This window comes from Bradyrhizobium sp. AUGA SZCCT0182 (genome assembly GCF_018130185.1).
Lineage (GTDB): Bacteria > Pseudomonadota > Alphaproteobacteria > Rhizobiales > Xanthobacteraceae > Bradyrhizobium.
In genome coordinates, this window is sequence record NZ_JAFCLY010000052.1 from 15,268 (window position 1) to 40,697 (window position 25,430).

Sequence of the window (25,430 nt, forward strand, 5' to 3'; positions counted from 1 at the left end):
AACTTTTGCTGAACTCCGCCAAAAGCGACATCATCCCCGAGTAGGTTACCGCCAGTCCCATGCGACACGCGACACCGCGCATCGCATTTGTATACTGATCGTACACAAAAATTAGAACCGGGAATGCTTGGAGTGAAATAGTTGATAGGGTCCGGTCGCGCGGTCCCCGCGCTAGGTCGCGGCCTCAGGAGGACCCGGCCAACATGCGAGACTTATTGGCACGCTTTGGGCTGTGGGCTATTTTTCAGGGACAAGACCATGGGGGTTCTCCCGTGAAGGATTATCAGGCGTCCATCGAGAAGCTCCGCCGTGACGCGGCAGAGGCCGCGCTGATACGTGACCTAGCTACCGATATGACCAAACGCGAGATGTTCGACCGACTGCACCAGCATCTCAATCGACTAGCCGATGAGGTCGAACAAGCGATGAAAACCAGCAAACAATCGGGTTAGACGGGTCTGTGCCGTCAATGCCGCGCGGGCCTGAGAAGACAGAAGCCTTGAAAAAGGCAGGGTTACTGCGCAAGGCGGCGGATGCTCAAGGGATTTCGTTCGGCAAGCGTGGAAGGCCGCCGAAATAGACCAGCCGCGTCAAACCGGCCGGATGATCTTGAATGGCCCCGACGCGCAATAGCCTCGGGGCCATTTGTTTGGCTCCCGCGACCCTTATATTGCTAATGCCGCTAGTTACATTCGACTGCTGATCGCACTCTGGCGCGCAACTTTGCTGATCATCATGTCCAGCGCGTAGACAACAACAGAAATAGCGCCCGATTACCCCGATATTTGGCAGCTGGCTGGGTGCTCTCAAACCCGCCGATAATCGTGACCCCGTAGCGGTCACAGACCCGCCATTCCCACTTGGTCGAGCCCCGCTTGGTAACCAACACTTCCAACACGGCCGCGCCCCACGATCCCCCAGTTGCGTACCGTCAAGATACCAATGGGTTTTAAAGGTGTCGGTTCGCTTTGAGATTTTCAGCTGTAGTTTGATGAAAGCGATTGTTTGAAACAGCGTTTGAAATACAGCGTCTAGCGATGATTTTAGTTTGGGAGCCTTCTTCATGTGGCCGAGCGAGAGGGCAGCACGCGGCCGCCGCCTGAGGCAGCCTTCACTCACCTTGAGCAGGATTGACCACGCGGGGGCGACACAGTTGCGTGGTTTCTGGTGCGTAGATGCCCAAAATGCGAATGCGCTCACCGCGATTTCGAGTGTGTCGCCATCGATCACGCTCGCTGTCCGATCAAATCTCCTGCAATAAGCGGCGAGGCGACAATTGCTAGGTATAAGCCCAAAACGAGGTGCTTAAGACCTCGGTCTGAACTGCCGTGGAGCCGAGCTTGAAAATCCGGGCTTGATTCTAGTTTGTCTTCAACTCACTTCGCTTCCGCATGTAATAGCCCTGCCTCTGAACGGTGGACTTGATCTCGTCGCTGACGTTGGCGACCCGCCTCTTTCTCTTTTGCCATCTCCCCGACGTGTCACCGAGCGGCATCGACGATCCTTGCCTCACCACCAGCAGATCACGTTTATGGTTTAGGTACACGTCGAACATGGGCCACCTTTGATCCGAAACCAGAACCCTATCGTTTCGGATCAAACAGAAGGTTGCGTGATTGCAACAGCGTGAGCGGCATTTTGGTGATCTTCACCGCGCACCCAGCTACCGCGTTGATGATGGACGGTTCGCCGATGTTATCGTTGACCGCTGCGCCATCAGACGGCGAATCTACGCGGCGCGGTAGTCAAACGCCAAGGCGCAGCTCGGCAACAACGCTCGCCGGTCGCTATCGTTGATTCATCAATTAGAAACCATCTCAAATGATCGGAAAACTTTAATGAAACAAGTGGGCCCTCTCGGCGTAAGTTTGTCGGAGGGCGCAACTCATGACAAATCGCCAGTTGAGAGAGCAGGAAGTTCAGATCGAGCGTTATCAGTTTCTCTCGCGCGAGGTTACTGATCCGCTTGCCCTATGTTTGCTTCGGCTCATTGTCGAAGAACTTGAAGCCGACCAGCGGAGGGATCGCGACATCAGTCAGAGCTTCTGCGCACGCGAGCCGCTTTAATGCCGAATGTGAGCCGCTTCACGCCGTGCGGTTGTCACATCAATGCCCAAATTAGATGGCGCAATCAAAGAAAGTTGTTTGATCTGAAGGCTCGGCGGATGTAACCGAGGCGGACGATCTTGAATGGCCCGACGTGCAATATCGTCGGGCCATTTGTTTGCTTGCGGCGGCGCGGCACGAATCTCTTTAAGCGTAGCGCAACGCTACGCCGCCTTTCAGGATAGGTGAGTCCGCAATTGGCACTCAACGGACATCCCGGCCCGCCCGCTGGATGTCGACTTTGAGGGGTAAAGCGGAAGTCGGCCTCGACCGGTTCGACTTCCGAGTTTGACCCAATTCGGACATCCGGCAGGCTTTGCATTCTATGAATTATTATTGGCCCTCTCTATGATTGATCAACTCGGATCGCCTTGAACTGCTGGTTAGGGGAGATGGCCATGAAGCGCATTCTCGTACGACTAGTCCCATTGACCATTGTTGCGGCAACAATCGTTCCAGGTGCCGGCCACGCTCAAACCCCTCTCGCCTGCGAATCTTTGGCGGGGTTAAAGATCGACAACGTCAACTTGCTTTCGGCGACTAAAGTCACTCAGTCTACGGACCTGCCTTCACACTGCCGCGTACTGGGTGTCGTGCGCCCCGCGATTAATTTTGATATTCGCTTGCCCGCCCAGAACTGGAATGGGAAGTTCTTCATGGCAGGCTGTGGCGGCTTCTGCGGCACACTCGACAGCGACCGGGTCGGCTTCACCAATGCGATGAACTATGCGCTGCGGCGCAACTATGCCGTTTCAACGATGGATGCCGGTCACTGGGGTCTCTCAGTGCTGGACGGACGCTGGGCTTACAACAATCGTATTGCCGAGATCGACTGGGGCAGCCGCGCCGTTACAGAGACGGCGAAAGTTACAAAGGCGATTATCCGCGCCTTCTATGACGAACCGCAAAAGAAGTCCTATTTCGCCGGCTGCTCGACCGGCGGTCGAATGGCGGCGCTGGAAGCCCAACGCTATCCTGACGATTTTGACGGGATCATTAGCGGCGCTCCGGCGCTCGATTACACCGGCCTCGTTGCGACGCACTTTGCCTGGCTGGTGCAAGCCAACACAGGCCCCGACGGCAAGGATATTCTGACCAAAGCCAAGGTTCCGTTGATCCGTGACGCGGTCGCTAACCAGTGCGGCGATGCAACCGGTCTCGTCGTCGATCCTGCCGCATGCACCTTCAAACCCGCGAGTTCGATCTGCAAGGCAGGGCAGAACTCGGAATGCCTGAGCGCGGCCGAAGCGGCGGTCCTCGAGAAGTGGTACGCTGGCCCCAAGAACTCCCGAGGCGAGCAGTTGTACCCGGGCGGTCTGCCGAAGGGCTCGGAACCCTACTGGCCTTTGTGGGTGACAGGGCTTGAGCCTGCCGGGGGCAAGTTGATCTACAGCTTTGGTCTCGACTTCCTGCGCTACATGGCGTTTCAGGACGATCCAGGCGAGCGCTACCGTGCCGCCGATTTCGATTTCGAAAAGGATCCGCCGCGTCTCGCTTTCATGGCTGCGATCTACAATGCAATGAACCCTGATCTATCGAGGTTTAAGGCGCGTGGCGGCAAGCTGTTGATGTATCACGGGCTCGCCGATCCGATCGTCACGCCGCAAAACACGCTCGACTATTACGCGACCGCCGAGAAGGCCGCAGGCGGAAGCGTTGCTGACCACTTTCGCCTTTTCATGATTCCGGGCATGGATCACTGTGGTATTCCCGCGCAAGCCGGTCCGGGCATCACCGAGGCGGGGTTCGATCCGCTAAGTGCGCTTGAAAAATGGGCGGAAGACGGTGTTGCACCGGATAGCATGCTTGCAACCAAGACCGACAAGGATGGCAAGGTTTTGTGGACGCGCCCGTTATGCGCGTTTCCAAAGAAGGCAACGTACTCGGGAACGGGAGAAATCAAAGATGCCGGAAGCTTTCGTTGCGAATGACTATCTATCTTTCTTTGAGAAGTCTTCGTGTCGTTGCCTTCCCATGGCCGCTGTTGGCACTTTTCGGACCTGACAAGTCGGCTGCCCACGTCCGTTCTTGAGGGTAAAGCCGACTTCCCCCGTCGTGCACCCGGACTTCTCAGTTTGACCCGCATGAGACATGCAGCGAAACGCCGCACTCATCTGAGTGTGATCCGAACTGTTGCCAGTCGAGGTCCACGAGCCTAAGTGCGGACTCACTCCACAATTGCTTGAAACAAGCGCCACTCGCTGGGAATACCCTTCAATGCGTGTGCGCCGCGATCCGCGAACCTTAATCCGGAGCCAGCCACAAGGTCTCGAACGGTCTGGGAAACGAGCACTTCGCCAGGGGCCGCCTGTGCCGCTACGCGAGCACCGATGTGCACTGCGATGCCGGCCAGGTCTTCACCTACGACCTCGCATTCCCCGGTATGCAGTCCGCAGCGGACTTCGAGGTTGAGCGAACGCACGACCTCGCGGATCGCACCCGCGCAGCGGACGGCTCGTGCCGGGCTATCAAAAGCCGCAAGGAAACCGTCCCCCGCAGTACTAACTTCGCGTCCGCCAAAATTCCGAAGCATCTCCTGAACTCTTGCATGGAACGCGGCAAGCAACTCGCGCCACGAATGATCGCCGAGCGCGATAGCCCGTTCAGTGGATCCCACGATGTCCGCGAAAAGAACCGTAGTGAGCACCCGCTCCCGGTCCTGCCAATGGCACTTGCCCGTCAAGAACTGCTCGACGCGGTCGAGGATTGTCTCCCCATTAACCGTGTAGAGGTGGTCAATGCCCGGTAGCTCGATCAACTGGGCTCCCGCGATGCCTTGAGCCATTCTACGCGCGCTCTCTATATCTATGACCCGGTCTCCATCGCGGTGCAAAATCAGCGTCGGAGCCCTGATCGCCGGCAGAATATGCCGGACATCGATTTCGCGATTCATCTTCATGATCGCAACGGCTGCTCCGGGGCTCGCTGCCGTCCGAAAGTAAGAAGCCACGCCTTCAGCGATACTCGGATCGTGAGCAAGACTCGGGGCCCACATCTCGAGACTGATTCCTTGTGGTGTGCCCCAATTACGTTCGAGATTTTCGAAGAAACGGTCCCATCGTTCGTCGGTCCAGCCGCACGGATAGTCGACCGCCCAGCTATGCTTCGCATACGTGCCATATAAGATCAGCGCAGATGTGCGTTCGGGATATGTGGCGGCGTAAAGCAGGGACATTGGCCCTCCCTCAGACACGCCAAACAAAGCTGCTCGATCTGACCCGACTTCGTCCAGAATCGCACTCACGTCGTGCATACGCTGCTCAAGCGTAAAGATCTGCGATCCCCGATCCGACATTCCGGTGCCGCGCTTGTCGAAGAGGATAAGACGAGAGAATGATGCGAGGCGACGGAAAAAAGCGCTGCGCGCTGGCGCCTGCCACAACGCCTCGACGTGTGACACAAATCCCGGGGCGAATAGTAAGTCTTGCGGTCCATTGCCTACAACCTGATAGGCGATATGAACATCGTCGCTCTTGACGTAATGTGTAACGGGTGCAGCCATGACGGACCTCGCGACTTGGCCAGCTGTCGGTGCCGTACAATTGCCACCCAAGGTCTAGCAGCGGATTGGCACACTTCTCAAATGGTACCTGTTGGGGGCGCCTCTGCCAATGCTGAAGCCGCTAGTCAGCGCGTTAATATGCTGTAGTCCACCGGAGCGCCAATTGACAAAGCCCGAGCCGACGTCGGTTGCTGAAGGAACAGCGGCCTAAGCTCGCAAGGGTGACATTTCCGAGTTTGGCACGAACCGGCTGTCGAAGGGCGGGCAGAGCATGTCCGCTCTGCCCGGGTATTTCAGACATCCACTTGTTCCGCTATTGCCAGCGCGTCATCGACCTCAATGCCGAGATATCTCACCGTGCTTTCGATCTTGGTGTGCCCGAGCAAGAGCTGGACAGCCCTGAGATTGCCGGTCCGTCGATAGATCAGGGTCGCTTTTGTGCGTCGCAGTGAGTGCGTGCCAAACAGTCGGGGATCCAGCCCGACGCTTCCGATCCAGTCCGATACGAGCCGCGCATACTGACGGGTTGTCATACTGCGGTCAGGGCCGCGACGGCCGGTGAATAAGAACGCTCCGGGCCGTTTACCGGTGGATTTTAGATAGTCATCGACTGCTTGGCGGGTTTGCTCGCTCAATTCAAACCTGACCGGCCGCCCGGTTTTCTTCTGCCGCACCGTTGCGCGATCCGCTGTGTATCCGCCCGCGGCTACATCCTCGACGCGGATGGCGACGACATCACAGCCGCGAAGCTTGCTGTCGATTGCCAGGTTGAACATGGCGAGGTCGCGAGCGCGGCCTTCGATCTGGAGCTTCGTCCGGATCGACCAGACGTGTTTGGGTCGCAGCGGTGGCTTTGCCCCGGTGAGCTTTCCCTTGTTCCACGGCACCCGCTTTGGCTCAGGGGTGGCGTTCACTTGATCCTGCATGGCCGTACTCCTCGGCTTGGTTACAGAAGGCGAGAAGCATGTGCCACTGGATCAGGCGTCGGAATCAGGTCGGATTTCGGGTCGAAGCGGACTTCACACAGGACCTGGCCGCAGACGACCTGTAGCCTTTGACCCCAAGCCGACGTAAGCGGGAAGATTTCGCTGCCACGCACAGCTTACAGGCGAGCGCCCCGGTTAAATCAGCGTTCTGTGACCGCCGTCACATCGCGACGAGAAGGGATGACGCTAAATGTGGCCGTACCAGCGTTGGATGATCGCGCTGGGCTAAATCAAAGGAGAACTGTGATGACTGCAAATGCAATCAATGCAACGAGCGAAGCTCTGAAGCTGCACGAGTTGTCCTCCGAGGAGCTCGATGCGGTGTCTGGCGGCAACAAGGTCAGGGCCCTGGAGAACAAAAAGCAGGCGGATGCGCTCAAGGGATTTAAAGAGGCACTCCAGTCACTCTAAATCAAAGGAGAAACCCCTCCACAAAGACGGGTGGTACCTGCGTCGAAACGGCGGCGGCTCGGGAGGCCGCTGCCCTGCGGCGCATAAGTCCGAGTTTGGCACTTTAAGACATGCCGATAAACCCGGGGAATGTCCGCTTGCCGGTGAAGACCCCGAAGTAACTGACGCGCGGGGAAAGTGGCGCGATTGACCCACAACGGACGTATCACATTGGCATACGACCTCTTACCGCGTTCGCGTGCGCATTGGCTGTAACACGGCCAACCGCATCTGCCGGCAGGCGCGAGCGAACCCGCGTTTTAAGCAATTCCACATCACCGGACGGCATCGCGGCGATTACCGGGCCGATACCGCCTCCGAGCAAACAGCTCGTCCAGAAGTCGTCGAAGCTATCAAAGTCTCGTTGAACAGCGATCTCATGTGTCCCTACCGCTTCCAGACCTGCGCGCGTCCATAATTCCTGCAGAGCATCTATTCGCGCCACGTTGGCACTCGGCGGGAGCACTGGCTTGATACCCATGGCGCGCATCTCAGCTTGAATCGGTGCATTGGGAAGTCCGCCACCCGGAATGTCCCAAGCATAAGCCGAGACGATGCCGCCCGGTCGTACCACCCGCGTCATCTCAGCGACGCCTTTGGTCGGATCGGGGACGAAGAAGATCACCAGCGCCATAACGGCTGCGTCGAAACTGTCGTTGGGAAAAGGAAGAGCCATGGCATCACCCTGATGAAACCGAGCTACGTCCGCTGCGAGCCGCGTGCGGGCAAAAGCGAGTTGCCCCTCGGATGGATCGATACCGTGGACCTCAGCAGGAGCGCAGCCTGCGACAATCAACTCCGTGAAAGCACCGTTGCCACATCCAACGTCGATCCAGCTCAAGCCCGAGCGCGGAGCGAGCCAATTGAGAAAAATGCCGCCTGCGATCCGGCTCCAGATCCCCATCATTTGCTCGTAGGCAGCCCCGTCGTCGAAGCGGATTTCCCGCTCGGCCATCAATGATCTCCTTCGAATTGTCGTATCCCTGGATGACTGCCGCTTGGTCGCATCCTAACAGGGGTCCGCGGTCCGATACTGAAAAAAGCGTGCGTAGGAGAGACTTTGGGCGCAACGTCAGCTAACGCACCGCGAAGAGAACCAGCCATGACCCCAATGACGCACCGTGTATTTGTCTACGGCACCCTCAAACGAGGTTACTCAAACCATCCGATGCTTGCGACCGTCAGGGAGTTCTTCGATGACGTTGCCACGATCAGCACCTACCGAATGCTTACGATGCTTCACCCTTCCGGCATGTTTCCCGTGATCCTTGATGATCCGAACGGCCAGCCGGTCTGCGGCGAAATCTACCATGTCGATGACGAAACCCTTGCCCGGCTCGACCAACTTGAGCGCGAAGGCAGTTCTTATGACCGTAAGCTAATCGACGTCACGTTACCAATCGCCAGCGGCGAGCGCCTGCCGACCAAGGCGTTCATATACGTTGGACGCGAAGATCGCTTTGGCAAAGCATTCGCTCGCGGTCCGCTCTATGAGACCGTGAATGCGCGAGGCGAACTGGATTGGAAGGCTGGTGCATGACGAGTAGGGAATGTAGCGGTTGACCGATGGCAGCTTTTGGCACTTCTCGGCGACGTCTGCTGTCTGGGGACCAAAGGACGCACGCGGGTCGATTTCCGAAAATGACCCGTTGCGGACAGTTCAGCCTTGCGTCCGATCTGAGATATCGTGCAGCCTGTGAGGATAACTCCATCAGCCTTGTTAGAACTATAGGACATTCGCCAAATGCCAGCACCTACGCCTAACCCCCGTGGAGCAGAGTTTTGGAACAGCACCATGGGTCACGCATGGGTTTCGCAGCAAGCCGTAATCAGTGACGTCTTCACGTCCGTCACGAGCGTCAGCTTAGATGCTGCGGCAGCGAAGCTGGGCGAGCATGTGATCGATATCGGATGCGGCACCGGTGACACACTGTTGGCCTTTGCTAAAGTTGTAGGACCATCAGGCGCTGTGTTGGGCGTCGACGTCTCGGGTCCGATGCTCGACTTCGCCAAACACCGTGCTGCCGAAGCGACACTTAGCAACACAGCCTGCGCATTGGCCGACGCGACGAACTACGCCTTCGAACCGAGTTGGGCGGATCTAGTTTATTCGCGATTCGGCGTGATGTTCTTCGATGACCCTATCAGGGCCTTCACTAATATCCGTAGCGGCATGAAGGCAGGCGGTCGGCTGGTGTTCGTCTGTTTTCGGACCATGCCGGAGAGTCCGTGGTTTCGTGTGCCGATCGAGGCTGCACGGCTCCATGTGCCGCCTCAGCCGCCGGTGGACCCATTGGCACCGGGGATGTTTTCGCTGGGGCGCGAGGAGCGCCTAGGTGGCATCCTGACTGAGGCTGGGTTTCGCGAGGTGGCACTCAAGGCGACCAACGTGCCGATCCACGGCAAGGACACCACGCAAAGCATGGCATTCATCACGCAGGCTGGCCCGTTGCCTGCGCTCCTCGAAAATGCCTCGGGCGAGCAACGGATACGGGCCACAGAAGCGGTTCGCAACGCGCTCGCCGCAAATATTGGAGCAGATGGGCGCGGCCTGCATGTCGGGCTGTGGCTTGTATCGGCGTTAGCCTAGCGAAGCCAGTCCGACTCACTAGCAGCTTTGCCAAGCCCGCTCGTGGCACTAACCGGACCTCCGGGAATGTCCCTCCAATGTCTGCTTTAACGCGGCCGGGGTCTGGCTGAAGTCAGCTTTAACTCACAGCAGGGATCACCAGCCCGGGTGTGGGTCAGGAGTGCGACATCGCGCCGCGTCAGATACATCGCGGGTCGAGGTTCGGATTCGAGGCCACGTACTCGATATCGCTATAGGCAATGCCGATATCGTGCAGGTCGCGGCCGTTCAGGGCGTACAAGGCGGCCCGCACCTGCTCGCGTTTACGTCGTTCCTGAAGCGCACTCCAGCGTCGCCTTATGAAGCCGGGGACTTGCCGGGTCGACACAGAGGGCTGTCCTAATATGGTCATCGTGCTCATGGCGGTCTCTCCTCGGGTGTTGTATCGGCCCAGAGGATGCCAAGGCATGAGCTGGCGCGCTTTACTTGCTCCTTACATTTTCGTCACCGGCAGCTTAATCTTTGCCTTACCGGCGTGTTGGTGCCCCGACGTTCGGCGGCTGCTTGGGGGACGGCAGTTTGCGTTACCTCTTCGAGAACTGCGCTTTGGACACCGACCGCCGCGAGCTTCTTCGCGGCTCTGAACAGGTTGCTATCCCGCCGCAGGTCTTCGACTTGCTGGACTACCTGATCCGCAACAGGGAGCGTGTCGTCAGCAAGGATGACCTGATCGAGGCCATCTGGAACGGGCGTATTGTCTCCGAAACGGCACTCACGACCCGCCTGAATGGCGCGCGAAATGCAATCGGCGATTCCGGTGAGGAACAGCGCCTGATCAAGACACTGCCGCGCAAAGGTTTCCGGTTCGTTGGCACAGTGCAGGAAGTGCAGAAGCCCGGAGGCCCGGAAGTCGCCGAACACCCCCAAGAATCGCCCAAACCCGCTCTTGCGCTTCCCGATAAACCCTCCATTGCCGTGCTACCGTTTGAGAACATGAGCGGCGATGTGGAACAGGAATATTTCGCGGACGGCATAGTCGACGATATCACCACAGCCCTCTCGCGGTTTCGGTTGCTGTTCGTCATCGCGCGTCATTCGAGCTTCACCTACAAGGGCCAGGCGGTCGACATCAAACAGGTCGGGCGCGAGCTTGGTGTCCGCTACGTGTTAGAGGGTAGCGTGCGCAAGGCCACGGGAAAAATTCGCATCGCCTGCCAATTGATCGATGCAACGACCGGTGCGCATGTTTGGGCAGATCGATTTGATGGCAATTTGAATACATTTTTGCCTTACAGGATGAGATAACGGTGAAAGTCGTCTCAGCCATTCAGCCGAAATTGCAGCAAGCTGAAATTGATCTGGCTGCGCGGCGTCCGAACAGCTTGAGCGCCTATGATCTGTATCTTCGGGCGACAGCTCACTATTATGCGATGAATCGTGAAGAGGTGGAGGAAGCCCTTCGGCTGCTCTATCGCGCGTTGGAGATTGATCCTCGTTACAGCCGCGCGGCCTCATTGGCCACCGTCTGTCACACCATCAACCTCATGCAAAGATGGGCTATTGATCCACAGTCGGATCTCAAGGAGGCGGCACGGCTTGCCCAGTTAGTGCTTAGTATCGACGAGCATGACTCAGATACGCTGGCCTGCGTTGGACTCGCAAAAGCTTACGTGTCAGGTGATTTCGACACTGCGATAGAGATGGTCGATCGAGCCGTAGCTCTTAATGTTAACTCAGCCACGGCGTGGGGTTTTAGAGGCGTGACCTGCGTATATGTAGGACAGGCTCAAGAGGCGGTATGTAGTTTTGAACGCAGCATACGGCTGAATCCGCTCGATCCAACGCTTTTCGTAACCTATTCAATGCTAGGTGTTGCGTTCATCGATCTTCGCCGCTTCGATGAGGCGGTCGCCGTGGCCATGAAAGCCCTTCGTAAGAACAAAACATTCGGGTTGGCCAATCGATGCCTCGCGGCTGCTCTAGCGCACCTTGGGCGAGATGCAGAAGCCAAGAGAATAGTGGCTCAGATACTTGAAATTGAACCCAGTTTTCGAATATCTGATCTCCTGTCTCGTAGCGGTAAATGGCCTCAGAGTTATTTCGATGGCCTACGCAGAGCAGGACTGCCAGAGTGACGCGTCGCTTGTTCGGCCGTTCCCTTCTCGTCGCACCAGCGAATGATTGAGCAGGCCGCAACCATAATGTCCGGTCTTGGCACCTTTGAGACATGCCTGCCTATCCTGAGAATGTCCGTTCACCGGGGTAGACCGGAAGTGCCGTGGTCCGGCTAAAACCGACGCGAATGACCCATCACGGACATGGGACCATTGGCTTTGACTGCATTGTTTGTGCGACATCGTAGCCAATATGAAGGTCTTTTGGATGGGCGTGGGATCCTGTAATCTTCTTTAAAGCTGTTTTTCGAGACGGGACGGGCCGACGTCTCCGTCTTCGAGACGATTGGCACCGGGAAATGCCGTCGGCGGCATCGCACGCTCAATAAAACCGACCATCTTTTTTTTGCTGGTTTATCACCGAGCATTCGCCGTGCGCATGGGCAGGCGAAATGCTTAATTTGACCGCAACGAGGGAGGGCTGCTCATGGTTGGAAAAACTCATCCCGAACCAGGCGATCCGGCGGCGGGCAATGGAATTCTAAGCCGCCGCATCTTTCTTGAAGGCGCGCTCGTTGCCGGTGCGACCAGCGCGGGCCTGTCCCGCGGATCGGCAGAACCGCTTACGGTGCAGCCATGGATGAAGGTGCCGGGTCCGGGATTTGGGGGCTACGGCCAGCCTTCACCGTTCGAGAGCAAGGTCATCAAAGTCTTTCCGCCGCCCCCCAACCCGGCCGGTGTCGGCGCGTCACGCACGCCGCTGCATATGCTCGAAGGAATGATCACGCCATCCGGGCTGCATTTCGAGCGTAGCCATTCCGGCGTCCCAGAAATCGATCCCGATCAACACCGACTGGTGATCCATGGACTTGTGAAGCGCCCGCTTGTGTTTACGGTCGAAGCGCTGTCGCGCTATCCGATGCAATCGCGCATCGCCTTCATCGAGTGTGGCGGCAACAGCCAGGCGCTCAACGCGCCTCAGGCGCAGCCGCTCAATGTGGCGGCTATTCACGGCCTGCTGGGTTGCTCGGAATGGACCGGCGTGCGGCTCTCCACGTTGCTCGATGAAGCTGGCATCGAACCTCAGGCGCGCTGGGTGATCGCCGAGGGCGCAGATGCTGCCGCCATGAGCCGCAGCATCCCACTCGCCAAGGCGATGGATGATGCGCTGCTCTGTCTCTATCAGAACGGCGAGCGAGTGCGGCCTTCGAATGGCTATCCGGTGCGGTTGCTGCTGCCTGGGTTCGAAGGCAACATGAACGTGAAGTGGCTGCGCCGGCTCAAGTTGACTGCCGACCCCGCGATGACCAAAGACGAAACATCGAAATACACGATCCTGCTCAAGGATGAAAAGGCCTGGCAGTTCGTATTCCCGATGGAAGTGAAATCCGTTATCACGCGTCCGTCGCCGGGACTCACGCTGAGGGGACCGGGATTTTACGAGATTTCCGGGCAGGCTTGGTCGGGCAACGGCAGCATCCGACAAGTCGACGTGTCGGCCGACGGCGGACGAAGCTGGGCGCCGGCTGCTTTGCAGGGCCCGATCCTGCCAAAGGCGCCGGTGCGCTTCCGCGCAGCATGGCAATGGAACGGCGGTCCCGCCGTGCTGCAGAGTCGCGCCACCGACGACACGGGCATGATGCAGCCAACGCGCGCGCAGTTCGGCGACGAGCGCGGCTTGCGTGGGGTCTACCACTACAACGCCATCGCAAGCTGGCGCATCGACGAGAAGGGGGAGGCTAGCAATGTTTACGTCTAAATCCGTTGCAGTCTGCGTATCTGTGCTGACTAGCGGATCGGCCGCTCTGGCCCAATCCCCGCAGTTCGGGCAATCGATCGAGCCCGCCGACATCGCAGCGTGGGACATCAGCATCGGACCGGATGGCGCAGGTCTGCCGCCTGGTCGTGGCACCGCCATCGAGGGAGAAGCCATCTACGTAGCGAAATGCCAGGCTTGTCACGGCGATAGGGGAATCGGGCCTAGTGTCGTGCTCGCTGGAGCGCTCGTCGGCGGCATGGGCACACTGGCACCGGACAAAACACCGATAAAGACTGTGGGAAGTTACTGGCCCTACGCAACAACACTGTTCGACTATGTACGTCGCGCAATGCCATTCCAAGAGTCGAAATCGCTTACCGCGGACGAAGTCTACGCGGTAACGGCCTATATCCTCGATCTCAACGGGATCGTCGGGTCGAACGATGTGATCGATGCGCAGTCGCTGCCCAAGGTGAGAATGCCGAACCGGGACGGGTTTATCCCGTTCCCGCGCAATCCGAAGTAGCTTCGGGGCCGGCCGTTGGTCCGCTTGGCACTTTCCGGAAGCACTGCCTGACGATGTCCGTTTAATGGGTTTGACGCAGACTTCGCACTTGTGTGAAGCGAGGTCTGAAAATGAGGGCGGGCTCAATTGGTCAGCGCAACACTCTAATCTTTTAGCAAAGATGGAGTGTGGACATGAAACAGCGACGTCGCATTTATTACTCGGCGGCCCAGCGATCAGAAATCTGGGATCGGTGGCAGGCCGGCGAGCCGATGAGTTCGATCGGACGCCGATTTGACCGGGAATCCTCGTCGGTCTTCTCAGTGATCTCGCCGACCGACGGCATCCGTCCTCCGGATCGGCGCCGTGCCAAGCAGGCGCTCAGCCTTTCTGAACGAGAGGAGATCTCTCGATGGCTCAGCATGCGCTGCTCGTTGCGGTCGATCGCGCGCCACTTGGGACGATCTGCGTCAACCATCAGCCGTGAAGTCCAGCGCAATGGTGGGGCGGATCGCTATCGGGCTGCGGGGTCCGATCGGGCCGGGTGGGATCGGGCGCGGCGCCCCAAGCTTTGCAAGCTGGCTTGCCGTCCGTTCCTGAGGCGGACAGTATCAACCTTGCTGCAGCGGCAATGGTCACCGGAGCAAATTGCCGGCTGGCTCAAGCGCACCTATCCGGGGGAACCTCAAAAGCAGGTGTCACACGAGACGATCTATCGAAGCCTGTTCATTCAGGCCCGCGGCGTGCTGAAAAAGGAGCTTCTTGAGCACCTGAGGGCAAGGCGCACGGTCCGCCGATCCAGACATGCCAGCATGAAACGAAACGGGCTCGGGCAGATCAAGAATGCCGTGTCCATCAGCGAGAGGCCGGCATCTGTTGAAGATCGCGCCGTGCCGGGCCACTGGGAGGGCGACCTGATCGGCGGGTCCAGGAATAGCTATGTCGCAACGCTTGTCGAGCGTCATTCGCGCTACGTGATGCTGGTCAAGGTCGCGAACAAGGATACTGAAAGCGTCGTCTCGGCGCTGATCAAACAATCGCAGAGACTGCCCAGTGAACTCTACCGGTCGCTGACTTGGGACAGAGGTAAAGAGCTTGCTGATCACCAACGCCTGACACTGGCCACCGAGGTCGAGGTCTATTTTTGTGACCCTCGGTCTCCCTGGCAGCGCGGCTCAAACGAAAACACCAACAGATTGCTGCGCCAGTATCTTCCGCGTGGCACCGATCTGTCCTTGCACAGCCAGGCTAGGCTCAGTGCCATCGCAAGGCAACTCAATGAAAGGCCGAGAAAGACCTTGCTCTATCAGACGCCGGCTGAGAAGTTCGCAGAATGTGTTGCAGCGATCGGTTGAACTCGCCGCCTAAAATGGCCGTTTCGGTTTTTTGCGGAACGGGTCGGCGGCTTCATCGTGGCCGCTACGGCTGCTGAAGAACATCAGGGCCATGAGGCCGCACCCGATCACGATGGAAAGGACCGTTCCGAGGCCCATGGCGATCCAACCATGTTTGCTCATCTCAACGTCACCACTGGAGTTCCATGCGGCCACAAACCAAATTGCGGTAAGGCCGAATAGGAGGAGCAGGATGGCCAGTAGAAAGATGTTGCCTTTGCCCATGTTCCGCATGATCGGCGCCTTTCGTCCTGTATCAACAGGCTGGGCAAACCATCGTTCCTGCAATTCAAATCTGCAGCGGTAGCGGCAGCTGCACTCCGATCTTGCGGCCCAAATGATCCTCGATGAAATCCTGCAGGCCATCGGAAAGCTCGCGTACCTCCGAGGCAACGCGTCGCTCGAGCTCGCGGGCGATGTCTTCGCTGGCGTCGCGCGACCAGCCCTCTGCCGGATTGAAGGCGACGACCCGCAGGATCCGGGCATACTCGCCGCGCAGCGGGTCGGCGATCAGGGTCGTATAATCGATGCCCTCGTCAGTCTCGCGGAAGGCCGCGCCGCTACTGAAATCTTCGAGAACGATGTAGAAATCCCGGTCTAACCGGTCGTTTGGAATGACCGACGGCGAACTCATACGCAACTCCACACGTCCCGACCCAAGATAGGACAGGGTCGGAGGATTTGCGAATCACTCGGACATGAAAACGGCCTCAGCTCGGGGGACGTCGCTGAGGCCGCTGCCTTTCGGGGACGTGCCGGGAGCGGCCCGGCACGCGGCTTTAATCCGGCCGCAGCGCGAAGGTTCCTATCTCGCTAGGCCAGCGCGCCCTGTAGTGTCTCAGTTTGAAATGTTCTTGATGAACCCTATCGCTGTGTCGCGATCGTGGTCCTCATCGGCTGGGCAGGCAAAGGTCGTCCGGCTGGTCCAGCGCCCGCAACCGCCGCAGAACACGGTGCCGCAGTCATTGCATCTGAAGATTTTGAAGGAACCTTCAGGAATCTTGTCACAGGCAGGACAACACTTCATTGCTCGCATACAGGCCCATTCCTTGCGAAGCTTACCGTTAGCCCCTTCTCCACCGGGCAGATGCAGCCGCTCTGGCAATCTCGGACCGCTCTTGGGGAGAAAGGAGATGGATGATTAATATGACCCATCCCAAACTGACCGCACACGTTCAGTCTACCAACGTGCCGGGATTTTGGTTCCGTGCACCTAGCGCTGAAACGGGGGTAATCCCTTAGGCGGGAACGTCGCGACCTTCCGCGCCTCTTGCCATAGCTCTATCGCGTGCCCATCCACCAATTGTTCGGCGCAGCGCTTGGCTTCCTCGTCATCGTCGCAATGGACCTCGACGCGATTCTGGACATGACCGTCATCGCCAATGACGTAGGCGTAATATCCCCAGGCAGGCTTAGCGATCACTTCAGAGGCTGAAGACCGGGAGACCTCCGCCAGTCCTGCTGCCAGCTGATCTGGAGGAGTATCATCTTGGATACGGCATCGCTGCATGGCGCTGCTCCATTTTGAGGAAGCGGGAGCGCAGGCCGGGCGATCTCATCACCGATGGAAGCCGCGGGCGTTGCGGTGACCGTTCAATTGTCAGGCCGCCGACCGCTGAATTGCGGCGCTATATTTCGTTCCTCCAGGGGAACTACTTCAGATTAATGCCAATTGGGTTAAATGAGTAGGTGACTGTCGGGCTGGCCTCAGGCGAACAACTGACCGCCGGACGGCCAACCCGCGCTGAGTACCGCCGCTGGCAACTCTGAACCTCGCACCGATCTGTCAGAGAAAACGTTCTCGCAATCGGGTACTGGCCGAAATACGCCACTCACAAAATCAAAAATAGGCCAGCGTGATTGGAACGGTTTTTGGGGCGCTGGTTTATCCGGCTGTCGATCTTGCAAACATCGACAGTATCCCCAACGGCCTCAGCGCACGCCCCCCTCGGCGCTGGGGCCATTGCTTTGGAGCTTCCAACTAACGAAAATGCCCGGCTCGAAAGCCGGGCAATTCGAGGGTCGAAGAAATCAAAGAGCCGAGTACCATCCTAGATTGGCAACTCCCTAAGGCTATTTCCCCTGACCGACATTTGTCTGTCCGCCACCGGACTCTGTAGTCAAAATTTCGGGAACAAGTGGCAATGACCATCGCCGAGCGCATGAGGCTATCTAATGCTGCCGACGGCCGAGTGATCCTCCGTTGCTATTGTGGCCCGTAGGTGAGGAAGGGGACCAGCGCAGGCGGCCCTTAATTCCGTGGCCTGCCACGCTTCGCAAATATAATCCTCCAGCATCGGCAGCGCTCCGCAGCAGCCCCGCCCTTTTCAAGGATTCAACTTCTCAGGCCCGCGCGGCATTTGATCGCGCTGCCTCCAAAGCATCATCCGCTTCAGCTTGTAGGTCGCGGTTGCTCAGGTCGCTAGCTATCGTCGTGCTCAAGCTGTCTGTCCGCGCATCGCTCGCTCGACTTCGTCTGCGAGGCGATTGAGATGCTCGTATAGACGATTGAAGACGTCGCGCTTTGCTCCATCCATCGCCAGGTCCCGGATCAGCGCCGCCTCGGCGGCATCCTTACGCAGCTTTTCAATAGACGCCTGATAATCCTTCATGACGCTACTTCGGCGGCTGAAGGCCGGGCGAGTTCGCCCATTCGGTGAGGTGCGCCGCACGATCCGCTTGTCCCGCCTTGTGAAGGAGTTCGTCTTTCTCAGCGCCAGGTGGAAGAAGGGAAGCCTTCTCTCGCGCAGCCTTGGCATATAGCGCCAGTCGTTCTGTGAGCGATAATTTATGTTCGATGCGACGCCGTCTACTCATAGCGCGCTCCTTTCCGTTTGTGGAAGGCGGGAGCGCAATCGGCGTTCTCATCACCGATGGAAGCCACGGACGTTGCGGTGATGTTCCATTGTCCGCCCGCGGACCAGCGAATGTTAGTTTTAAATTTCGTCCCTTGCTGGGAACCACTTCAAATCAGCGCCAATTAAGCCAAATGAGTAAGTGGCCTGTCTGGCTGCCCTCAGGAATTAGGACTGGCCCAAATTCAGCTCAGGGCTTAGGCAGATTCACATTTGTTCCAGAGCCTGTTCGAGGTGCCATGCTTTCCCTACCGGGGAGGCGGGTGAACCTTTTTATTTCGAATTCTTTGAAACCCGGAAAGGCCGCTGCTCGAAAGATCAGCGGCTTTCGTTATGCAAAGAGGTCGGCGCCGGCAGGCGTGAATTTCACGAATGTCCCGCTCTCGTGCAGCTGCAGCCAGCCCTTCTCGATCGCGTATTTGAGACCGGCGCTGTATTCCGCCGGCGTGGCCTTGTCGCCGAACAGGAAGGGACCGTTGATCTTTTCGATATAGATCGGGTTGTCCTGGATGGGCTCGAAGGCCTGTGCGTGCTCCACCAGGCGACGGGATGCTGTTTCCGGGTCGGAGTATAGGCTGTCGCCGGTGAATTTCATGCGGGGGCCTGTTCTTCTTCATGTGTGCCGCGTAGATGTGACGGTCCATGGTGGCGATGTCGATCGTCACGCCGCAGTAGCATGTCGACCGGCCATCGATGGACTGTGTGGGCAGTTTGAAGCCGGTTTCCCACATTTTCTGCTTCCAGTGGTTCCAGGCGCGCTGCCGCCGGTAACTGGCAAAATCCTCTTCGGTGCATCTTGGCTGTATGGGTTGCCACGCGCGATGGAACGCGAGCCGGGCGTGTTCAAAATCCACGGCCGTACCGGCGTCAACAAGCCCGCCTTGTGACGCAGGATGAAAGCCGCAGTACCAGCCCCACCGATCGGCGTTGCCCGGCACGCCGGCGCGCTTGCCGATGATATCGACCCGTACATCGCCGTAGAAGATTTGCCGGTGATCGTCGCTGCGGTCGCGATCGCGGCGGCGGGTGAGGGAAGTCATCGCCGTTTCGCCTTTGCCGGCTCCAGATCCGGCCGGGCGTAAGTGAGACCGATAATGTGCGCCCGCTGTCGGCGACCGTAATGACGGCCCTCGCTGCATGGCAGGCAATAGAGGGCGGCCTCGAGCTTCCAGTTCGGCGTTTCGGCCGGATGCGTGAGGCCGCGCAACGTCGCAGCGATTGCACTTCGCTCCAGCAAATCGTAGCCGCCATCGACGGCGTTGCCGATCGTCGGTTCGGCTTGTGGATCGCCCGGGGAGGGCATCGCCGGTCCGCCGGCCCACATGATCGCGTTCCAGGCCTCGTATTCCAGCCGGTAAGCATCGCGGATTTTGGCTTCCGCCGCACTGCGGATCAGGACCGTTTCCCGAAACTGGCTGTTGTGTAGCGCGTGCGTGGCGGATGCTTTTCGCTTGCGCATTGCGGTCGCCGCCGGAGAGCGAAATGCGCGGTGACATGTGCGCCATTTCACGCCACTCCCTATGGGGCTGCAAATGACCCCAGCCGTTGTGGCGTGAATTGTGCCTCCCCACTAGTCGGAGTGATATCCAAGCGGCGGCAGACGCTGGCTACCAACGCATCTGCACAAGGCGTGGCACGCGTCTGTATTCTCTTTCTCGGCAGGGGACGGCGATCAATGATCGTTGGCACTTTTTGGGGAACGAAATGTTAGAAGCTGATGGAAGAACGTCCGAGCGAGTCAATCGAAGATGGCGTGCTGGATAAGCTCCGGCGTCATGTCCGCATTCTGGTCGATATTGGGCGACTGGCGGGTGAGAACGCCGATTTGTATCGCTTCTTGGATCAGACCGTCGTCCAGATTGCCCGGGCGGTGGAGATCCATCATGTAAAGGTTCTGCAATATCGTCCGAGCACTTCAGATCTCCTCCTCGCCGCCGGTGTCGGATGGAAGGAAGGTGCTGTACGCTCTTCCACCTTTACGATTGATCTGCGTTCTGCGCCGGGGCGGGCATTTCAGACGGCTGAGCCGGTCAGCATCAGGGATTTCCGCGAACAAGACGAGTACATCCCGTCGGACTTCTTGAAGGAGCATGGAATCGTCTCGGTGACGAACGTGCCGGTACTGATAGATGGCGCGGCCTGGGGTGTGTTGGAGGTCGACAGTACCACGCCAAGGGACTTCACGGAGGACACGACGGATTTCCTGACCGCTGCTGCCGCTCTCATGGCAACCGTGCTCCGCCGCAATGGACGCCCGGACCGGCCGGATGAAGAGGCGCGCTTGATGGCCGCCGCCGCCGAGGCTCAAAAGCGCGAGATCTTACTTCGCGAAATGCAACATCGGGTAAAGAATAACTTCCAGCTCGTTCTGTCCTCCATTTCCATTCAGAAACGTCGATATTCCGAAGCGGCGGCTCACCGCGCGCTGGATCACGTGGCGAGCCGCATCCATGCGATCTCTCTCGCACATGATCAGCTTTCATTTCGAAACGAAGGCCAAACCGTCAGGCTTTCCTATTATATACGCGCCCTTTGCAGCGCGATCCATCAGCAGGTCGAAGAAGTCGAAGTAGATGTCGAATGCGACGAACTCGAATTGAGTATTGAGCGGGCGTTGCCGGTTGGCCTCATCTTGAATGAGAGCGTGATGAACAGTATCAAGCATGCATTCGGCCCAGAAGGTGGAAGGATACGGGTGCGCCTGGTAGGAGGTGTCGGCTATGGTGAGGCCCGTTTGACGGTATCCGACAACGGCCGCGGCATCCAGAATCCCAACAAAAACGGATCTGGCCTCAAATTAATTGCCTCGCTTGCACGACAGATCGGCGGGGCAGTTGGTCAGGAAAGCAGCGACAAGGGGACGACGACGTCGCTCACCTTTCCATTGATGACGTGATTTTTCAGCACCGAACAAACACGGTGAGACCATTCGTTAAGGCGAATTAGGACACTTCGAAACAGCTTGCACTGGGGCGATACGGAAGTGCCCGAGGAAGCTGATGCGCCCTCTGGTTGGGGGGCGCCGCGATAGAAGTCGGAGAACGTCAGTCAGCGCATTCGTTCCAGCCATCGCTTTTTGTCGTCTATGCGGAGAAGCCGGGTGCGCGGGCCGGTCGAACGGCAGCCGATCTTTGGCACTTTTCGATAAGTGCATCGTTTGAATAGGAGGAACGCTCACGACCGCATTCGTGCCTGAGCAAGTTCAGAGCATCAATTCACAACGTCGGAGGGAGAAGAACATGGCTGAGTGGACAACACGATCGGGCACAGGCCGCCACCGCCGGTGGCGAAACATTGAGGACCTTCAGCGAGCAGGCGATAGAAGCAGGTCGCGAGTTCAATGATAAGGCTGGCGCAGGGAACAAGAACCTGAAAGACGAGGCGTCGGGCCTGGCCAATGAAGCAAAGGAAATGGCTGGACAGGGGACCGAAACTATCAAGCAAGCGGTGTCGCATAAGAAAGATGCCGGCGCCGCCTACGTGGACAGCGTGGCTGAGGCGATACGTTGCGCCGGCCGGGAGTTCGACAGCGATTTTCCCATTGTCGGAAAATTTATCCGAAACGCCGCATCCCAAGTTGAAAGCGTCGCGGGCTCGATCCGCACGGGGGGCCTCAATGATCTGGTGCTCAATGGCAATCCTTTGTAAGACGGCAGCCCACGGCTAGTCTCGGAATCGCCGCTCTGGCAGGTTTTGCTTTCGTTCGCTTTTTGAATCCGCAGACGCTCCGGCAGACGTGTCGGTGCACCAAGGGACGCGGCAGGCGCAAACCTCACAAACCCGGTATCGCGATGGGTTCTCAAAGTGAGGCTCGATCGCGCACCCTGTTAATGCCGCTAGCGCATTCATTGTTCAGATGGCGCTTGATGATCCGTCCAACGCCAAGCGTTCGGTGCAGCGTGTTCCTGCGCCTGGCGTCGCTGTCGTTCCGAAAGTCGATGGGCGTAAGGCGGTCCTGAACCAATACGGGAATGAGGAACAACGCCTGCCCCAATTGCTTGTCGTGGCAGAGAAGGAGATTGCCGATGTCGATACGCCTCCCCGGTAAACTGCTCGTTATTGCCCTTCTGCTTTCGCCCATGGCTTCTTTTGCTCAAAGTGGTGGTGGCGGAGGAGGCGGCGGTGGAAGCTCAGGCGGCGGATCCGCGGGGGGCGGCGCCTCTGGCGGTGGCGCGTCCGGAGGTTCAGTGGGGACTAGTTCCGGAACCACAGCCCCTAGCGCAGGCTCCGCTGGCGCCGGCAGTTCGGCAATCAGCGGTGCGCCGAACGGGCCCGCGAACCCAGCGGGTCTCAATAATTCGTTGAACGACCCGAGCGGGGCGGCCAACGCTGGCGCACCTCGGAATGTACCGGGCACTAATGCGGTAGGGACCGCAAACTCTGGCGGCTCCCCGGGGAATGCGAGCGGGGGAAACTCTGCACCTCGCGGCTCCATCACAACTGGGACAGCAGGTAACAGAGCCGGTGGCACAAGCACTGGCCGCATTGACGGTACGGTGACCCCGGGCGGCCCTTCCACTCCCGCTGACGCGGTAATTAGCCAAGAGAACGCCAAAGTCGATGAGAAGGTGAAAAGTATCTGCAAAGGTTGCTAGAAGCTACGGCACGCTTCGGACTTGGGTGAACGAGCTCGGCTACAAGGACGCAGTGAAGCTTCTGGATGCCACGCTCAAGGAAGAAAAGGCGACCGATGTTGCCTTGAGCAGACTTGCTGAAGCGGAAGTCAATCAACACGCAGAAGCGGCGCAAGCCGCGTAGAAGAGCGTCCCGGAACAAGTGGCAATCACCTGAGTTACAATCCCGTCTAATGGGATTTAGGCATCGTGCCTTTAGGCCTCAGCGCTCTCCCCCTTATTCGCTGAGGCCGTTTTTTTGCTAAGGCCGCGAGGACCCCGAACTAGCTCGGAAAGATCAACTAAGTTGCGGTAACTTGGCTGACGCCGCTGGCAGCCGCCATTGCCGGCGGGGGGCAACCCTTGTAGCCAATCGCGCTCGGGTCGAGTATCCAGCGGCGGCGGTCGCCAGTTATGCCGTCCTAACCTGTGGGGGCGACAGGCTCCGCCGCGTTAAGCAAAGTGGAAATTGCGGTTACAAGCTGCGCCGGCGCGAATGGTTTCCTGAGCAGGACGCTGTTGGGTACGCCGTGAGATGGCCATTGATCCGCGGCAGCGCCCGTCATGTAGATGACGGGGAAGTGCGGGTCCATTTCTCTCGCCTGCTTGGCGACTTCCCAACCATCGATCCTGCCAAGCAAATTGATGTCCGTTACCAGCGCGCGATACGGCAACTTCCTGCCCTTCAGCAAGGTAACGGCTTCCTCGCCAGATGCTGCCAAAGCAGGTTCGTAGCCTCCTTCACAAAGTGCGTCGTCCAGGATCGCTTGAACTTCTGGATCATCTTCGATGACAAGGACCAATACAGTTTGCACTCGATTTTCCTTGTCTTTGAAAGGAGTACCACGCGGTGGTACCGGACTGGTTCCACCTCTATGTATCAAAGTGGACCGAGAACCACTTTTCCGCTCCTTTCCGGCGGAAAGCAATTGCCCACTTGAGCTAGGCGAGCCATGCGCAGAAAAGCCAAGGTAAGCGCTTAGACGGCCTTAATTCCTTTGCTTCATCTTCGGGAAAAAATGGCAATGGGCTGCCCGGAGAGTGGAATGGGAACACCGAAGGAGAGCGAACGTCGGGTGAAGTTCGAGCACGGTCTGAACGCGCACATGATGGCCATTGACGGCACCTGGCGCCGGGACTGCGTGATCAATGATATATCCGACGGAGACGCGACATTGACGGTGAATGTTTCGATTGAAGGCTTACAGCTGAAGGAGTTTTTCCTTCTGCTTTCTTCCACCGGTCTCGCTTATCGGCGCTGCTCGCTCAAATGGGTAAATGGAGACCAGATGGGCGTCTCGTTCCATCGACAGAAGGGCAAAAAGGCTAACCGATCTTCGAAAGATCCTAAGTTTGTTGAATAACACATTAGATCAGTTTGACGTCTAGCAATCCGTTATTTTGTGCTTGTTGCTGGCCAATGAAAAAGGCCACAGCGTCGCGAGCTGTGGCCTTGCCGGGAAAATTGAATGTCAGTGCAATGCAGACTCCCAGTCCCGATAGCGCCGAAGCTGCCGCAAGACTATCGATCGCGGAAGTTACATTTAGCGTTCCAAGAAGCGGAACATCCTGCATGTTGCAAGGGGAGACAGTTTATCGAACCGGTGGTCCGTATGCAGGATAAGTAGGCATGCAAGAAAAGCGAGTCGACTGTGCCGGCTATGTCGGTAGGGTGTCAGCAGCCTCACTCGGGCTAAAGAAGCAATGATACCCCGACTTAGCCCCGCCCTAACCGGCGGGGTTTTTCGTCTGCGTGCCAAGCGTTGGATGAAAAAAAGGGCCAACCTGACGGCTGACCCTTTTAATCTTCATCTTAGTAAGCCGTCAGTAACGAGAAGCCGCCGCGTTGCCCCAACCGAACCGGTAGTTCAGGCCGGCCTTGATCGTATGCTCGTCGTTGCGAAATCCGACAGCGGTGACAACGCCAGCAGCGCTGGTAAAGAGAGCGTTCCGGGTACCGAAATCGTAGTACTGGTATTCGATTTTGCCCGACCAATTCTGAGTGAACAGGTATTCGAGACCGCCGCCGACGGTGTAGCCGTCGCGACCGCCGCCGCCGTTTGAAAAGGTGCCGCCGCCAAAACCGTTGGTGAGGCGGGAGTCAGCCCAGGCATAACCGCCTTTGACGTACACCAGCGCCGGACCCCACGTGTAGCCAAGGCGGCCGGTGACCGAACCTAGTCCGCGGTTGACGAAGGGATTGTTGTTCGTGTCGAGGAAGCTGTAGTTCGCTTCAAGGCCGAGTACCCAGTTCGGTGAGAACTGGTGATCGTAACCAGCCTGCACGCCGCCCATGAACACACCGTCGTTGCCGTTGGTGCCGGTGAAGCCGGGGGCAAGAATGTTGTTGTCGCCACCGAATGCCCCGCCGACGTGACCACCGATGTAAAAGCCAGTCCAGTTGTAAATCGGGGAGGCCATCATTGGGGCTTTAGTGTAGGGACGGGCGGCCATGTCAGCTGCCGATGCTGTACCTGCCAAGGCGGCAAAGGCGACAGTAGCAAGGAGGAACTTTTTCATTTTTGTTCTTTCGGGTTTCATACTCTGTCTGTGCAGCTAGCGCGCAATGCGCAAAAC

At 58.1% G+C, this 25,430-nt stretch carries 27 protein-coding genes and 1 pseudogene; 17 read left to right on the plus strand and 11 right to left on the minus strand.

What is annotated here, in order from left to right; translation table 11 throughout:
• Window positions 1-272: 272 nt before the first annotated feature.
• The 3 genes from JQ611_RS35515 to JQ611_RS35525 all read left to right on the plus strand — a co-directional run bounded on the left by JQ611_RS35515 (window position 273) and on the right by JQ611_RS35525 (window position 4,037).
• The gene (locus tag JQ611_RS35515) at window positions 273-452 is read left to right on the plus strand and encodes a hypothetical protein (protein WP_212270212.1); all 180 of its coding nucleotides are present in this window, start codon (window positions 273-275) and stop codon (window positions 450-452) included.
• Window positions 453-1,887: 1,435 nt separating this feature from the next.
• On the plus strand, window positions 1,888-2,067 hold the full coding sequence (locus JQ611_RS35520; RefSeq protein WP_212270211.1) for a hypothetical protein: 180 nt from the start codon (window positions 1,888-1,890) through the stop codon (window positions 2,065-2,067).
• 437 nt (window positions 2,068-2,504) lie between these two features.
• Window positions 2,505-4,037, plus strand: coding sequence for a tannase/feruloyl esterase family alpha/beta hydrolase (locus tag JQ611_RS35525; protein WP_212468069.1), 1,533 nt, complete (start codon window positions 2,505-2,507; stop codon window positions 4,035-4,037).
• Window positions 4,038-4,273: 236 nt separating this feature from the next.
• On the opposite strand, the gene JQ611_RS35530 is transcribed toward JQ611_RS35525, so the two are convergent.
• Both JQ611_RS35530 and JQ611_RS35535 read right to left on the minus strand, forming a co-directional pair.
• Window positions 4,274-5,608 carry an adenylate/guanylate cyclase domain-containing protein gene (locus tag JQ611_RS35530; protein WP_212270209.1) on the minus strand — a complete coding sequence of 445 codons (1,335 nt, stop codon included), beginning with the start codon at window positions 5,606-5,608 and terminating at the stop codon, window positions 4,274-4,276.
• A gap of 293 nt (window positions 5,609-5,901) precedes the next feature.
• A complete protein-coding gene (locus JQ611_RS35535) occupies window positions 5,902-6,534 on the minus strand; it encodes a tyrosine-type recombinase/integrase (protein ID WP_212270208.1) in 633 nt (210 codons plus the stop codon).
• Between the two features lie 306 nt (window positions 6,535-6,840).
• Between JQ611_RS35535 and JQ611_RS35540 the strand changes: the two genes are divergently transcribed.
• Entirely contained in the window at window positions 6,841-7,005 is a 165-nt protein-coding gene (locus tag JQ611_RS35540) for a hypothetical protein (RefSeq protein WP_212468070.1), read from the plus strand.
• A gap of 205 nt (window positions 7,006-7,210) precedes the next feature.
• Here JQ611_RS35540 and JQ611_RS35545 read toward each other — a convergent pair whose 3' ends face one another.
• Window positions 7,211-7,999 (minus strand): class I SAM-dependent methyltransferase, encoded by a 789-nt coding sequence (locus JQ611_RS35545; protein ID WP_212468071.1) that lies wholly within the window; start codon window positions 7,997-7,999, stop codon window positions 7,211-7,213.
• A gap of 147 nt (window positions 8,000-8,146) precedes the next feature.
• Here JQ611_RS35545 and JQ611_RS35550 point away from each other — a divergent pair, with 147 nt between their 5' ends.
• Together JQ611_RS35550 and JQ611_RS35555 are read left to right on the plus strand one after the other, a co-directional pair.
• Window positions 8,147-8,584, plus strand: a complete 438-nt coding sequence (locus tag JQ611_RS35550; RefSeq protein WP_212392303.1) for a gamma-glutamylcyclotransferase — start codon at window positions 8,147-8,149, stop codon at window positions 8,582-8,584.
• Between the two features lie 255 nt (window positions 8,585-8,839).
• Window positions 8,840-9,634: a class I SAM-dependent methyltransferase gene (locus JQ611_RS35555; RefSeq protein WP_212270204.1), complete on the plus strand. Its 795-nt coding sequence runs from the start codon at window positions 8,840-8,842 to the stop codon at window positions 9,632-9,634.
• A gap of 178 nt (window positions 9,635-9,812) precedes the next feature.
• Here the strand turns inward: JQ611_RS35555 and JQ611_RS35560 are convergent, their stop codons facing one another.
• Window positions 9,813-10,034, minus strand: a complete 222-nt coding sequence (locus JQ611_RS35560; RefSeq protein WP_212468072.1) for a DUF1127 domain-containing protein — start codon at window positions 10,032-10,034, stop codon at window positions 9,813-9,815.
• Between the two features lie 158 nt (window positions 10,035-10,192).
• Here JQ611_RS35560 and JQ611_RS42150 point away from each other — a divergent pair, with 158 nt between their 5' ends.
• From JQ611_RS42150 to JQ611_RS35580, 5 genes are all read left to right on the plus strand, one after another.
• Window positions 10,193-10,918: a winged helix-turn-helix domain-containing protein gene (locus tag JQ611_RS42150; protein ID WP_249133707.1), complete on the plus strand. Its 726-nt coding sequence runs from the start codon at window positions 10,193-10,195 to the stop codon at window positions 10,916-10,918.
• A 2-nt stretch (window positions 10,919-10,920) separates the two neighbouring features.
• Complete coding sequence (locus JQ611_RS42865; RefSeq protein ID WP_312012342.1) at window positions 10,921-11,748, plus strand: tetratricopeptide repeat protein; 828 nt, start codon at window positions 10,921-10,923, stop codon at window positions 11,746-11,748.
• A gap of 466 nt (window positions 11,749-12,214) precedes the next feature.
• Window positions 12,215-13,486, plus strand: coding sequence for a sulfite dehydrogenase (soxC, locus tag JQ611_RS35570; protein WP_212000720.1), 1,272 nt, complete (start codon window positions 12,215-12,217; stop codon window positions 13,484-13,486).
• On the plus strand, window positions 13,473-14,012 hold the full coding sequence (locus JQ611_RS35575; protein ID WP_212270201.1) for a c-type cytochrome: 540 nt from the start codon (window positions 13,473-13,475) through the stop codon (window positions 14,010-14,012). The genes soxC and JQ611_RS35575 overlap by 14 nt, the downstream gene beginning before the upstream one ends.
• A 173-nt stretch (window positions 14,013-14,185) precedes the next feature.
• Window positions 14,186-15,346 carry an IS30 family transposase gene (locus tag JQ611_RS35580; RefSeq protein ID WP_212468073.1) on the plus strand — a complete coding sequence of 387 codons (1,161 nt, stop codon included), beginning with the start codon at window positions 14,186-14,188 and terminating at the stop codon, window positions 15,344-15,346.
• Window positions 15,347-15,355: 9 nt separating this feature from the next.
• On the opposite strand, the gene JQ611_RS35585 is transcribed toward JQ611_RS35580, so the two are convergent.
• The 4 genes from JQ611_RS35585 to JQ611_RS35600 all read right to left on the minus strand — a co-directional run bounded on the left by JQ611_RS35585 (window position 15,356) and on the right by JQ611_RS35600 (window position 18,835).
• Window positions 15,356-15,619: a hypothetical protein gene (locus JQ611_RS35585; RefSeq protein ID WP_212468074.1), complete on the minus strand. Its 264-nt coding sequence runs from the start codon at window positions 15,617-15,619 to the stop codon at window positions 15,356-15,358.
• 55 nt (window positions 15,620-15,674) lie between these two features.
• A complete protein-coding gene (locus JQ611_RS35590; protein ID WP_212468075.1) occupies window positions 15,675-16,019 on the minus strand; it encodes a hypothetical protein in 345 nt (114 codons plus the stop codon).
• Window positions 16,020-17,823: 1,804 nt separating this feature from the next.
• Window positions 17,824-17,997, minus strand: a complete 174-nt coding sequence (locus tag JQ611_RS35595) for a hypothetical protein (RefSeq protein ID WP_212468076.1) — start codon at window positions 17,995-17,997, stop codon at window positions 17,824-17,826.
• Window positions 17,998-18,571: 574 nt separating this feature from the next.
• Window positions 18,572-18,835, minus strand: a complete 264-nt coding sequence (locus tag JQ611_RS35600; RefSeq protein WP_212468077.1) for a hypothetical protein — start codon at window positions 18,833-18,835, stop codon at window positions 18,572-18,574.
• Here JQ611_RS35600 and JQ611_RS35605 point away from each other — a divergent pair.
• Window positions 18,825-19,127: a hypothetical protein gene (locus JQ611_RS35605; protein ID WP_212468078.1), complete on the plus strand. Its 303-nt coding sequence runs from the start codon at window positions 18,825-18,827 to the stop codon at window positions 19,125-19,127. The genes JQ611_RS35600 and JQ611_RS35605 overlap by 11 nt on opposite strands.
• Before the next feature lie 149 nt (window positions 19,128-19,276).
• Here JQ611_RS35605 and JQ611_RS35610 read toward each other — a convergent pair whose 3' ends face one another.
• The gene (locus JQ611_RS35610) at window positions 19,277-19,699 is read right to left on the minus strand and encodes a hypothetical protein (RefSeq protein WP_212468079.1); all 423 of its coding nucleotides are present in this window, start codon (window positions 19,697-19,699) and stop codon (window positions 19,277-19,279) included.
• Between the two features lie 258 nt (window positions 19,700-19,957).
• On the opposite strand from JQ611_RS35610, the gene JQ611_RS35615 reads away from it, so the two are divergent.
• The 4 genes and pseudogenes from JQ611_RS35615 to JQ611_RS35630 all read left to right on the plus strand — a co-directional run.
• Complete coding sequence (locus JQ611_RS35615) at window positions 19,958-21,136, plus strand: sensor histidine kinase (RefSeq protein WP_212468080.1); 1,179 nt, start codon at window positions 19,958-19,960, stop codon at window positions 21,134-21,136.
• 398 nt (window positions 21,137-21,534) lie between these two features.
• Entirely contained in the window at window positions 21,535-21,888 is a 354-nt protein-coding gene (locus JQ611_RS35620) for a hypothetical protein (RefSeq protein ID WP_212468081.1), read from the plus strand.
• A 208-nt stretch (window positions 21,889-22,096) separates the two neighbouring features.
• Complete coding sequence (locus JQ611_RS35625) at window positions 22,097-22,288, plus strand: hypothetical protein (protein ID WP_212468082.1); 192 nt, start codon at window positions 22,097-22,099, stop codon at window positions 22,286-22,288.
• 560 nt (window positions 22,289-22,848) lie between these two features.
• Window positions 22,849-22,998, plus strand: a pseudogene (locus JQ611_RS35630) (DUF892 family protein); the annotation flags it as partial.
• A gap of 277 nt (window positions 22,999-23,275) precedes the next feature.
• On the opposite strand, the gene JQ611_RS35635 reads toward JQ611_RS35630, so the two are convergent.
• Window positions 23,276-23,668 (minus strand): response regulator, encoded by a 393-nt coding sequence (locus tag JQ611_RS35635; protein ID WP_212468084.1) that lies wholly within the window; start codon window positions 23,666-23,668, stop codon window positions 23,276-23,278.
• A gap of 231 nt (window positions 23,669-23,899) precedes the next feature.
• Here JQ611_RS35635 and JQ611_RS35640 point away from each other — a divergent pair, with 231 nt between their 5' ends.
• The gene (locus JQ611_RS35640) at window positions 23,900-24,217 is read left to right on the plus strand and encodes a PilZ domain-containing protein (RefSeq protein WP_212468085.1); all 318 of its coding nucleotides are present in this window, start codon (window positions 23,900-23,902) and stop codon (window positions 24,215-24,217) included.
• 460 nt (window positions 24,218-24,677) lie between these two features.
• On the opposite strand, the gene JQ611_RS35645 is transcribed toward JQ611_RS35640, so the two are convergent.
• Window positions 24,678-25,373, minus strand: a complete 696-nt coding sequence (locus JQ611_RS35645; RefSeq protein WP_212468086.1) for an outer membrane protein — start codon at window positions 25,371-25,373, stop codon at window positions 24,678-24,680.
• Window positions 25,374-25,430 lie beyond the last annotated feature (57 nt).

Bases quoted from the DNA above. Each gene is read 5' to 3' on its own strand.
- JQ611_RS35520 (WP_212270211.1), top strand. From the start codon at position 1,888: ATGACAAATCGCCAGTTGAGAGAGCAGGAAGTTCAGATCGAGCGTTAT.
- JQ611_RS35525 (WP_212468069.1), top strand. From the start codon at position 2,505: ATGAAGCGCATTCTCGTACGACTAGTCCCATTGACCATTGTTGCGGCA.
- JQ611_RS35530 (WP_212270209.1), bottom strand. From the start codon at position 5,608: ATGGCTGCACCCGTTACACATTACGTCAAGAGCGACGATGTTCATATC.
- JQ611_RS35535 (WP_212270208.1), bottom strand. From the start codon at position 6,534: ATGCAGGATCAAGTGAACGCCACCCCTGAGCCAAAGCGGGTGCCGTGG.
- JQ611_RS35540 (WP_212468070.1), top strand. From the start codon at position 6,841: ATGACTGCAAATGCAATCAATGCAACGAGCGAAGCTCTGAAGCTGCAC.
- JQ611_RS35545 (WP_212468071.1), bottom strand. From the start codon at position 7,999: ATGGCCGAGCGGGAAATCCGCTTCGACGACGGGGCTGCCTACGAGCAA.
- JQ611_RS35550 (WP_212392303.1), top strand. From the start codon at position 8,147: ATGACCCCAATGACGCACCGTGTATTTGTCTACGGCACCCTCAAACGA.
- JQ611_RS35555 (WP_212270204.1), top strand. From the start codon at position 8,840: ATGGGTCACGCATGGGTTTCGCAGCAAGCCGTAATCAGTGACGTCTTC.
- JQ611_RS35560 (WP_212468072.1), bottom strand. From the start codon at position 10,034: ATGAGCACGATGACCATATTAGGACAGCCCTCTGTGTCGACCCGGCAA.
- soxC (WP_212000720.1), top strand. From the start codon at position 12,215: ATGGTTGGAAAAACTCATCCCGAACCAGGCGATCCGGCGGCGGGCAAT.
- JQ611_RS35575 (WP_212270201.1), top strand. From the start codon at position 13,473: ATGTTTACGTCTAAATCCGTTGCAGTCTGCGTATCTGTGCTGACTAGC.
- JQ611_RS35580 (WP_212468073.1), top strand. From the start codon at position 14,186: ATGAAACAGCGACGTCGCATTTATTACTCGGCGGCCCAGCGATCAGAA.
- JQ611_RS35585 (WP_212468074.1), bottom strand. From the start codon at position 15,619: ATGCGGAACATGGGCAAAGGCAACATCTTTCTACTGGCCATCCTGCTC.
- JQ611_RS35590 (WP_212468075.1), bottom strand. From the start codon at position 16,019: ATGAGTTCGCCGTCGGTCATTCCAAACGACCGGTTAGACCGGGATTTC.
- JQ611_RS35595 (WP_212468076.1), bottom strand. From the start codon at position 17,997: ATGAAGGATTATCAGGCGTCTATTGAAAAGCTGCGTAAGGATGCCGCC.
- JQ611_RS35600 (WP_212468077.1), bottom strand. From the start codon at position 18,835: ATGAAATTCACCGGCGACAGCCTATACTCCGACCCGGAAACAGCATCC.
- JQ611_RS35610 (WP_212468079.1), bottom strand. From the start codon at position 19,699: ATGCGCAAGCGAAAAGCATCCGCCACGCACGCGCTACACAACAGCCAG.
- JQ611_RS35615 (WP_212468080.1), top strand. From the start codon at position 19,958: ATGGAAGAACGTCCGAGCGAGTCAATCGAAGATGGCGTGCTGGATAAG.
- JQ611_RS35625 (WP_212468082.1), top strand. From the start codon at position 22,097: ATGGCGCTTGATGATCCGTCCAACGCCAAGCGTTCGGTGCAGCGTGTT.
- JQ611_RS35640 (WP_212468085.1), top strand. From the start codon at position 23,900: ATGGGAACACCGAAGGAGAGCGAACGTCGGGTGAAGTTCGAGCACGGT.
- JQ611_RS35645 (WP_212468086.1), bottom strand. From the start codon at position 25,373: ATGAAAAAGTTCCTCCTTGCTACTGTCGCCTTTGCCGCCTTGGCAGGT.